The organism is Trebonia sp., assembly GCF_049794275.1.
Lineage (GTDB): Bacteria > Actinomycetota > Actinomycetes > Streptosporangiales > Streptosporangiaceae > Trebonia.
Genome location: NZ_JBARCR010000373.1, coordinates 1 through 6,736 on the forward strand (window position 1 = coordinate 1; position 6,736 = coordinate 6,736).

General features: G+C 66.9%; 7 protein-coding genes. 3 read left to right on the forward strand and 4 right to left on the reverse strand.

All coding sequences use genetic code 11. From position 1 onward, the window contains the following. The 3 genes from WA805_RS10180 to WA805_RS10190 all read right to left on the reverse strand — a co-directional run. The coding region (locus WA805_RS10180; RefSeq protein ID WP_425242220.1) for an ATP-binding cassette domain-containing protein at nt 1–195 on the reverse strand (195 nt) is incomplete at its 3' end. After that, the gene (locus WA805_RS10185) at nt 192–1,130 is read right to left on the reverse strand and encodes a sugar ABC transporter substrate-binding protein (RefSeq protein ID WP_425242221.1); all 939 of its coding nucleotides are present in this window, start codon (nt 1,128–1,130) and stop codon (nt 192–194) included. The genes WA805_RS10185 and WA805_RS10180, both read right to left, overlap by 4 nt. Before the next feature lie 519 nt (nt 1,131–1,649). Then, a complete protein-coding gene (locus WA805_RS10190; protein ID WP_422272426.1) occupies nt 1,650–2,090 on the reverse strand; it encodes a MarR family winged helix-turn-helix transcriptional regulator in 441 nt (146 codons plus the stop codon). A 57-nt stretch (nt 2,091–2,147) separates the two neighbouring features. Here WA805_RS10190 and WA805_RS10195 point away from each other — a divergent pair, with 57 nt between their 5' ends. Together WA805_RS10195 and WA805_RS10200 are read left to right on the forward strand one after the other, a co-directional pair. Beyond that, nucleotides 2,148–3,554, forward strand: coding sequence for an MFS transporter (locus tag WA805_RS10195; protein WP_422272425.1), 1,407 nt, complete (start codon nt 2,148–2,150; stop codon nt 3,552–3,554). Between the two features lie 144 nt (nt 3,555–3,698). Beyond that, on the forward strand, nt 3,699–4,466 hold the full coding sequence (locus WA805_RS10200; RefSeq protein ID WP_422338064.1) for a hypothetical protein: 768 nt from the start codon (nt 3,699–3,701) through the stop codon (nt 4,464–4,466). Here WA805_RS10200 and WA805_RS10205 read toward each other — a convergent pair. Next, nucleotides 4,459–4,725 (reverse strand): acylphosphatase, encoded by a 267-nt coding sequence (locus tag WA805_RS10205; protein WP_422338065.1) that lies wholly within the window; start codon nt 4,723–4,725, stop codon nt 4,459–4,461. The two genes, WA805_RS10200 and WA805_RS10205, sit on opposite strands and share 8 nt — an antisense overlap. 120 nt (nt 4,726–4,845) lie before the next feature. Between WA805_RS10205 and WA805_RS10210 the strand changes: the two genes are divergently transcribed. Further along, nucleotides 4,846–6,736, forward strand: a 1,891-nt coding sequence (locus WA805_RS10210; RefSeq protein WP_425242222.1) for a molybdopterin-dependent oxidoreductase, incomplete at its 3' end; no start/stop codon positions are given.

A 6,736-nucleotide genomic window follows, 5' to 3' on the forward strand; every position in this document is an offset into this window, starting at 1 on the left:
CAGCTGTCCGTCGTCGGGGCGGATCACGCCTCCGATGATCTTCCCGAGCGTTGACTTCCCGGCGCCGTTCGCCCCGACGAGTCCGTGCACGGTACCTCCGGCAACCACGACGCTGACGTTGTCGAGCGCCGTGGTGCCGGAGTACCGCTTGCCGATTTCGACGAGCCGAACGTGCGCGGCCGCCGCTGAACTCACCCTGGCTCGCCCTCCAGTGTCCAGTCCGGCACAAAGTTCGGGTGCGAGTTCAAGTACGCCTGGTTGATGATCGCCGGGCGGGTGGACGGGTTGATGATGTTGACCACGGTCGGTATCGACTGGCCTTTCAGCGCGGCGTCCAGGTACTGGATGCAGAGCAGCGACTCGGAGACCGGGTACAGGCCGAGCGTGGCGTAGACCGTCCCGGCCTTGACCTCGTTGACGATCTCCGTCGCGCCGCCGTAGCCGATGATCTCGATGTTCTTGCCGGGCGTGTAGCCGCCGACCAGCTTCAGCGCGGTGATCGTCCCTTGCGCCATCTGGTCGCCGAACGTCGCGAACACGTTGATGTTCTTGTTCGAGGTGAAGAACGTCTGGGCGACGGCTTGCGAGTCCGACTGGTCGTACTGGCCGGGCGGCATCACCTTGAACGTGTAGTTCGGCCTCCCCTTGTAGTACGCCGTCATCGCGTTGATGCGAACCGTGTCAGTCGGGTAGTTGGCGAGCCCCGGCAGGAAGGCGATGTTGCAGTGGCCGCTTCCCACCTGCTTCGTGCAGGCCGAGTTCATCGCCAGCTCCAGGTTCGTCGACTCCGCGCCGATCGACTGGCCGACGGTGGTGAGGCAGGTCGGGCTGGCTGTCAGGACGTTCTGCTCCGTCAACGTGCCCCACGTGTAGTCGGCGCACGCGACCTTGATGCCTTTGCTGATCGCGGTGTTGATGACCGGCGTGAGGGCGGGGTCGTCGAGACCCCACACCCAGAAGGCCTTGTACTTACCGGTGGTGATCGCGTCCTGGATCTGCGTGGACTGCAGCTGCGGGTTGTTGTTGGCGTCGAAGGCGTCGAGCTGGACGCCCAGCTTGGCGGCCTCCTGCTGCGCGCCCTTCAGCGACGCGATCCCGTACGGGCTCGGGTTGTAATAGAAGATCGCCATCCGGGTCGACCCGGTCGCCGCGGCGCTCGAGGTCGAAGAGGATGCGGCCGAAGAGGATGCCGAGGTCGAACCCGTCGATGACGACGGACTCGAGCTGCATCCGGCAATTAGTAGCGCGGCCGCGGCCACAGCTACTCCGCCCGCAGCGATGCGGGCGCGCTTAAGTCTGAACATGGTCTCCTATCGCCCTCCTCGAAAGAGAGGCCAACGAGCCGGTACACGTCGAATCTCTGTACGGCTCAGTTGTAACAGACCGTAACCCGTAATGGTAGGCGCGGATATTGGCGCGGACGTCAACGCATGGAGCGGAGCGTAGTGGCGGGACTCTAACCAGGGATTATGGTGTGACACGTATCACAGTGGCGCTTTTACAAGCGACAATAAAACTGTACAATCGCGAGCCTGATTGTTGCTCAAGTGAACTAATGATGCGCCTGCGACGAAAGCGAAAATGAAACCATCACCAAGATCTGTCCATCGTATAGCTTCCGTGAATAGAACTTCGCGGGAGGGCTCACTTCAGGTGGCGCGTGGCGGGGACTTGACCGCCTCCGCCAGCGCTTCCATGGCGGGCACGGCGGCGAGCAGCTGTTCCGCGATCTCCGCGGGCAGCCGCTCCAGCCACTCGGAAAGCACCTGAGTGCGCTGCTCCCTGACCTGTTCGTGCAGCCGTGCGCCCTCCGGCGTCACCTCCACCCGCGCCGCGCGCATGTCGCTCGGGTCGGGCAGCCGCCGGATGAGGCCGCGCTCGTCGAGCACCTTGACGATCCGCGACAGCATCGTCGGGTTCAGCCCCTCCAGCTCCGTCAGTTCCGCCAGGCCCAGCGGGCCGCGGACGCGGACCAGTGCCAGGACGGAGTACTGCGTGGGGGTCAGGTCCGCACCCGTGGACGTCTCGTTGAACTGCCGGGCAAGCCGGGGGATGACCCCGCGCAACCGGACCACGAGTTCGGCATCCATCACGATCTCCGGAATTTTGTTAGAATGCTTGCTAGCAAGCAAGTAATGTTACGGTACATGAGCGCCGCAGGAGAGATCGCGCAAACGGGCCGGGTCGCAGCGCTCGGCGCGGAACCGCTTGACCGGCGCAGGCTCGTCTTCGCCATCGTCTCCATCGGCTTGTTCATGGCCTCGATCGACCAGACCATTGTCGCCACCGCGCTGCCCGCCATCGAACGCGAACTCCACGCCACCATCAACTGGAGCGGGTGGACGATCTCGATCTACGCGCTTGGCCAGGTCATCGCCATGCCGATGGCCGGGAAGATTAGCGACATGTACGGCCGCAAGAAGGTCTTCATGATCTCCGCGGCCATTTTCACCTTGTCCTCACTGTGCTGCGGCTTCGCAGGCAACATGGCTTTCCTGCTGTTGGCGCGGTTCATCCAGGCGCTCGGCGGCGGCGCGTTCATGCCGTCGGCCACCGGCATCGTGTCCGATCATTTCGGCGCGGAACGGGATCGCGCGACGGGCATGTTCACTTCCATCCTGCCGGTCGGCGGCATGATCGGCCCGGTACTCGGCGGCCTGTTCGTCACCTACTGGTCGTGGCGCGGTATCTTCCTGGTCAACGTGCCGATCGGCCTGGTCCTGATAGCGCTGACGGCGAAGTTCATCCCCGCCTCCGCCACCCGTCCCGCCAGCCGCATCGACATCCACGGGATCCTGCTGCTTGCCGTCTTGATCGCGACCGCCATGTTCGGCATTACCTACCTGGGCAGCGGGCAGGTGCCGCTGTACAGCCCGGTCTTCCTCGGCTGCGAGGCGATCGCGGCCGGGACCCTGTACCTGTTCCTCAGGCACTCCCGGCGAGACTCCGCGCCATTCGTCCCCTACCGACTGCTGCGCGGGCGCGGTTTTGGCGTCATGAACCTGATCAACTACGTATACGGGGCGGCCGCGCTCGGCTTCGCCGGCCTCGTCCCGCTCTACGCGCAGGAGCGGTACCACATCGCGCCGCTTGGCGCGGGCACCCTGCTCACGGCGCGAGCGGTCGGCATGATCGCGGTCGCGGGCGCGGCGACGATGGCGCTGCGGCGGACCGGTTACCGGCTGCCGATGATCGGCGGTTTCGCGATACTGGCCGGCGGCCTGGTGATGATGGCGGCCACGCCAGCCCTGTCGCCCTACGCGTGGCTGGCCATCGGCGCCGCCGTCACCGGCTGCGGCATGGGGCTATCGGTCCCAGCCGCCAACAACGCGAGCCTGCAGCTCGCCCCCGACCAGGTGGCGGCCATCGCCGGGCTGCGCGGCATGTTCCGCCAGGCCGGGGCGATCACCGCGGTCTCGGTGACCACGGCGGTCATCGCGCGCAGCGCTGACCCGGGTGTGGTCCAGGCACGCGTGTTCCTCGTCTTCGCGGCGCTGCTCGTGGCCATGCTGCCACTCGTCATGCTGGTGCCCGACCACCACGGCAACTGGTAACGCGGGGGTCAGTGCCTGCGTTGCCCGGGAGTCGCCACGGGCCCGTTCCGAATAAATGCCTTTTATCCGTCAGCTGGCCGATGTCTCGGCTGGATGCGCTGCGGCATCCTCGGCTATCTCATCTCAGAGGAGGAGAGAAGAGCCGTGCCAGCTGACGCCCAGTCCGGCGACTCGGTCTTCGCGGCGTGCCTGCGGCTTTTCTACCGCTACCCGCTGGCGATCCGGCGGCATTACGCCGAGCACAGGTACGGTTCGCTGGTCCTGATGAACCACGCCGCCGGCCGCGCCAGGTTCTTCGTCCTCATCATGGAGCGGGACGACCTGTTCGTCATCAGGCCGTGGGACCGAAGGGACGGCGGGCGAGTGGCGATCCGGCGCGACGAACCCGTCCCTGACGACATCCGTGAAGCGATCGAGTCGGCCGTCCCTGTCCCGCGCGACGGCACGCTACTCGGCTGGATGGACGGCTACAAGGTGCAGGCGGTGGTCGCGGTGTACGGCCGGCTGACCGAGCCGTGGGACGACCCGGCAGCGGTCCCCGGGGTGCTCGTGATGCCGTTCGCCGGCAGCCAGCCCGCCGACTGGCCGCCGCTGACCGACAGTCCGCTGGACGGCGGGCGGCTGTGGCAGTACCTGGAGCGGGGCCACCTCGCGGACCTCACGGCGGTGGCCGCACGCCGGCCAGGAAGCGTGTACTGGGTGCCGGGGCAGGACGGACGCGCTGGCGGCTGGGCCGGTGCCAGGATCGTGGTGACCGAGCGGATGAGCACGGATAAGTTCTGGCTGCCGGCCGGCGTCTACACGGACCGCGTCGCCCTCCGCGAGGGCACCCCGCTGTGGACGGCCGGGCAGCTGCTCGCCCTCCCCGGGGTCATTGACCTGGGCGCCCGGCGGCTGGACGCGGTCACCTGACCTGGAAGATGTCCAGTCCCTCCGGTTGTTCCTGCCGCACCCATACGTCCGCCACCGCGGCCCGCCGTGGACCGTGCCTGGTCCAGTCCACGAGCTTCTGCACGTCGTCCTGGGTTCCCTCGAAGACCGCCTCGACCCGGCCGTCGGGCAGGTTCCTGACCCAGCCGCTCACGCCGTGCTCCTCGGCTATCTGGCGGCACGCGTCGCGGAAGAACACGCCCTGGACACGGCCGGAGACGAATACCCGGTAGCGGACCACGGCACCGACGTTACCGTGACGGGTGCGCACCCCCCGAAGGGCGCGTTTAGCCAACCCTCGTATGGTTAGTAGCAGGACTCAGCGTTGTCGTGCCGCTATATAAAGGGCCAAGGGGAAACCATGACGCCGTGGAACTGGGTGCAGCGGTGGCCTGCCTACCGGCAGGCGACAGGCAAGGACCGGCTCGGGCTCGGCGCGGCGGCGAAGAGCGCGAAGACTCAGCGGATCACCCCGCGGACCAAGACCGCGGACAAGGTCGTTAAGTCCGTGTGCCCCTACTGCGCGGTCGGCTGCGGGCAGAACGTCTATGTCGCGAAAGACAAGGTCGTACAGATCGAGGGTGACCCGGACTCGCCGGTGAGCCGGGGACGGCTGTGCCCCAAAGGCTCGGCCAGCCTCCAGCTCACGACCGGGGACGCCAGGCAGTACGACGTCCTCTACCGCCGCCCGCACGGCACCGAGTGGGAGCGGCTGGACCTGGACACCGCGATGGACATGATCGCGGACCGGGTCATCAAGGCGCGCAGCGACGGCTGGCAATGGGAGCATCACGGCCACCGCACCCGGCGCACCATGGGGTTCGCCAGCCTGGGCGGCGCAACGCTGGACAACGAAGAGAACTACCTGCTCAAGAAGCTGTTCACCGCGCTCGGCGCGATACAGATTGAGAATCAGGCGAGGATTTGACACTCGTCCACCGTTCCCGGTCTGGGGACTAGCTTCGGGCGCGGCGGCGCCACCACCTTCCTGCAGGACCTGCAGAACTCCGACTGCATCGTCATCGAAGGCTCGAACATGGCCGAGGCGCACCCGGTCGGGTTCCAGTGGGTCATGGAAGCGAAGGCACGCGGCGCCAAGATCATCCACATCGATCCGCGGTTCAGCAGGACCAGCGCGATGGCCGACATGTTCGTGCCGGTGCGGGCGGGCGCGGACATCGCCTTCGTCGGCGGCCTGGTCAACTACGTGCTGACCCACGAGAAGTACTTCCACGAGTACGTCCTCAACTACACGAACGCCTCCGTGATCCTGTCCGAGGACTTCGCCGACACCGAGGATCTGGACGGCGTCTTCTCCGGCCTGAACAGGGAACAGAGGTGCTACAACCCCTTCGCCTGGCGTTACGAGGGGTTCGAGCCGGGGGCAGCAAGCGGCGCCCGCGGCGTGGAGTGGGACGACGAATGCCGGATCCACGAGGCGGCCCGCGGCGAGTCGCACGGGTCCGGCGGTGCCGCCGCCCACCACACCCCGGAGACCGACGAGACGCTTCAGCACCCGCGCTGCGTCTTCCAGGTCCTCAAACGGCACTTCGCGCGCTACACGCCGGAGATGGTGGCGCGGATCGCCGGGGTGCCCGAGCACGTCTTCCAGCAGGTATGCGAGCTGGTCACCGAGAACTCCGGGCGGGACAGGACCACGGCGTTCGTCTACAGCGTGGGCTGGACGCAGCACACGGTCGGCGTGCAGTACATCCGCACGGCGGCGATCCTGCAGAGCCTGCTCGGCAACATGGGCCGGCCGGGCGGCGGGATCCTCGCGCTGCGCGGGCACGCGTCCATCCAGGGATCCACCGACATCCCGACGCTGTTCGACCTGCTGCCCGGCTACCTGCCCATGCCGTTCGCCACTACCGGCACCGACCTGGACAGCTACGTGCAAGCCGAGACGGTGGTGAAGGGCTTCTGGGCCAACACCCGCGAATACACGGTGAGCCTGCTCAAGGCGTGGTGGGGCGACGCGGCCACCGCCGACAACGACTTCTGCTACGACTACCTGCCCCGGCTCACCGGTAGCCACAGCACGTATGAGACCGTCCGTGCGCAGATCGAGGGGACCTGCAAGGGCTACTTCCTGTTCGGCCAGAACCCGGCCGTCGGCTCGGCTGACACGCGCATGCAGCGGTTCGGCCTGGCGAACCTGGACTGGCTGGTGGTGCGGGACATGGTGCTGATCGAGAGCGCCACCTTCTGGCAGAACGGGCCGGAAATCGAGACCGGCGAGATGCGCACCG